Raw genomic sequence first — 3,099 nt, 5'->3', positions numbered from 1 at the left:
ACCCTGGCCTTCCGGCGCGGCCTGCCCAGCGTCATCCTGGCCCGCGGGCTCGCCTCGGCGGCGTTCTTCGGCGCCGAGGTGTACCTGCCGTACCTGCTGGTGGAGCAGTACGCCTTCCCGCCCACCTTCGCCGGCCTTACCCTCACTGGCGGCGCGCTTGCGTGGGCCGCGGCGGCTGCCGCCCAGGGCCGGCTGGGAACCCGGCTGCCGCACCGCAGCGCGGTCCGCATCGGATCCTTCATGGTGCTCGGCGCGATCCTGCTGGCCCTGGCAACCACCGCGCTGCACTGGCCGGCCGCCATTGCCATAGCCGGCTGGGTGTTCGCCGGCGGCGGCATGGGCCTGCTCTACCCGCGCCTCAGTGTCATGACCCTGGCACTTTCCACTAAGGACAACGAGGGCTTCAACAGCTCCGCCATGTCCATAGCGGATTCCCTGGGCGGGGCACTGGCCCTGGCCGCCACAGCGCTCGTCTTCGCGGCGTTCACGACGCCGGCAGGATCCTTCGCCGGGGTCTTCGCCCTTACCGCCGTGCCCGCCGCCGCGGCCGCCTGCGTTGCGCCGCGCGTCACCGCCCGCACTCCCTGAGTTTGGGCAGATTCTGAGGGCTGGAAGCCTGCATATCCGGACAAGAACTCCTGCGGGCAACCTGCGGGCAAAGGGGGCAGGGGGTCAGGGGAGGCGGGTGGCGCGCAGGACGACGTCCCCGATGGTGGCATGTTGGCCCTCCGGCCCGGTGACCGGCCGCTCGCGCGTGGTCAGGACCTCCAGCTGCCACTCCGGACCGCCAAGCTCCAGTTCCCGCACCAGGTCCTCCCCGGTGTAGAACATGTCCCGGTGGTGGTGGTGCCCGCCCCACGGCGGCATCCGGTCCGGGTGGTGGCCCACCACCAGCAGGGTGCCGCCACGTTTGACCGCGGCGGCCGCTGCCCGCAGCGGACCCTGCCAGGCGAGTTCCTCGGCGTGCAGGAACTGCGAGGTCACCAGGTCGAACTGCCCCTCCGGCGCCCACTGGGCCAGGTCCGCCTGCTGCCAGGTGATGCGGCTGGCGATGGCACCTTCGGCCGCGTGCACGCTTTCCCTCGCCAGTGCTGCCTTCTCGTGCGAGTGCGCGCGCTCCAGTGCGACGGCGGAAACGTCGACGGCGGTCACTGTCCAGCCCTGCTGTGCGAGCCAGATGGCGTCGGCTCCTTCGCCGCAGCCGAGATCCAGCGCTTTGCCCGGATGGAGCCCGCCCGCCTCGCGGACCAGCTGGGGGTTGGGTTTGCCGCTCCAGAACTGCGGTTTCGTGCTGTACCGCTCGTTCCAGATGGAGGCGGCGTCGTCGCCGCGGATCTGGCTGCCTATCGCGGTACTGCTGCCGGCGCCGCCGGTGCCGTTGCCGGCTGCGGAAGTGCCGTCGTCGTGCGTTCCCTGGTGGTGACCCGCTTGTTCGTTCATGCCACAAGCCTGCCCCGGCGCGGCTGCCAAGGCAACGGGTTGGGGAGGGCGAGGGAAGCGACAGGGAGCAGCCGCAGAAAGGATGACAGCCGCGGGATGCTAGACTGGAGGAACTTGATGTGCAGTGATGCCCGCTCGCTCCCCTGTTGGAGCCCCTGAATTGGGGGAGTGGGCATTTTTCATGTGAGAGGCACATCCTGCGTCGATGAACGCTTCCATTTGGTCCCGGCCGCCGTCCTGCAGAGGGCACCTGCCGGTTGACCACCTGACTTTTCTTCGGCGAACCCCCTGAGCCAACCGGCGCCGGGGCCCGATATCCGCACGGATACCGCCAGAAAGACTTAGATGACTACTTTTGCTGCCCTCGGCACGCCCAAAGCCCTCGCCGAGACCCTCGCCGCGCAGGGAATCGAATCCCCCTTCCCGATCCAGGTGAAGACCCTGCCGGACACCCTGTCCGGCCGTGACGTCCTGGGCCGTGGCCGCACCGGTTCCGGCAAGACCATTGCTTTCTCCATTCCGCTGGTGGCCCGGCTCGCCGAACGCGAAGCCGCGTACTTCCGCAAGCCCGGCCGCCCCATGGGCCTGGTGCTGGCACCCACCCGCGAACTGGCAACCCAGATCAACGCCACCATCGAGCCGCTCGCCAAGGCCGCCGGCCTGAACACCACCGTGATCTACGGCGGGATCTCCCAGGCCCGGCAGGAGAAGGCGCTGCGCGCCGGCGTCGACATCGTCATCGCCTGCCCGGGCCGGCTGGAGGACCTGATCCGCCAGCGCATCCTCACCCTCGAAGCCGTGGAGATCACCGTCCTGGACGAGGCCGACCACATGGCCGACCTCGGCTTCCTTCCCGTGGTGAAGAAGCTCCTGGACATGACCCCCAAGCAGGGCCAGCGGCTGCTCTTCTCCGCCACCCTCGACAACGGCGTGGACAAGATCGTCCAGCGCTACCTCTCCAACCCGCTGACCCACTCCGTGGACGATCCGCAGGCCGCGGTGACCACCATGGAGCACCACGTGCTGGTGGTCAACGACCAGACGGTCAAGAAGCAGCTGATCGTGGAGCTCGCCTCCGGCGCCGGCCGCCGCGTCCTGTTCATGCGGACCAAGCACCACGCCCGCAAGCTGGCCAAGACCCTGACCGACGCCGGGATCCCCGCCGTGGACCTCCACGGCAACCTGTCGCAGAACGCCCGGGACCGGAACCTGGCCGAGTTCTCCAACGGCGACGTCCGCGTCCTGGTGGCCACCGACGTCGCCGCCCGCGGTGTGCACGTTGACGACGTCGAACTGGTCATCCACGTTGACCCGCCCACCGAACACAAGGCGTACCTGCACCGCTCGGGCCGTACCGCCCGCGCCGGTTCCGACGGCACGGTGGTCACGCTGACCCTCCCGGAGCAGCAGACCGACGTCAAGAAGCTGATGAAGGCCGCCGGCGTGGACGTCAGCTTCGAGCGCGTTACGGCGTCCTCGCCGATCGTGGCGGAACTCGTGGGTGACGTGGCCGAAAAGGTCGACCCGCGCACCCGTGCGGCGCTGCTGGCAGCCAAAATGCCGAAGCAGGGCGGCGGCACCTCCACCGGTGCCAACGCCGAGCGCAAGCGCGCCCGCCGCCAGGCGTCCCCGACGGCGGGTGGGCGCGGCGGAAGATGT

2 protein-coding genes and 1 pseudogene are annotated in these 3,099 nt (G+C 69.6%); 2 read left to right on the top strand and 1 reads right to left on the bottom strand.

Features of this window, described 5'->3' with window-relative positions; genetic code table 11:
* A pseudogene (locus ACYQ1Z_RS19730) lies at window positions 1-588 on the top strand (MFS transporter); the annotation flags it as partial.
* 84 nt (window positions 589-672) lie between these two features.
* Here ACYQ1Z_RS19730 and ACYQ1Z_RS19725 read toward each other — a convergent pair.
* Window positions 673-1,440 carry a class I SAM-dependent methyltransferase gene (locus tag ACYQ1Z_RS19725; protein ID WP_459794245.1) on the bottom strand — a complete coding sequence of 256 codons (768 nt, stop codon included), beginning with the start codon at window positions 1,438-1,440 and terminating at the stop codon, window positions 673-675.
* Between the two features lie 345 nt (window positions 1,441-1,785).
* Between ACYQ1Z_RS19725 and ACYQ1Z_RS19720 the strand changes: the two genes are divergently transcribed.
* On the top strand, window positions 1,786-3,099 hold a 1,314-nt coding region (locus ACYQ1Z_RS19720), incomplete at its 3' end, for a DEAD/DEAH box helicase (RefSeq protein ID WP_459794244.1).

The sequence above is a fragment of the Arthrobacter sp. AD-310 genome (assembly GCF_054656615.1).
This window is presented reverse-complemented; position numbering and strand designations above follow the sequence as displayed.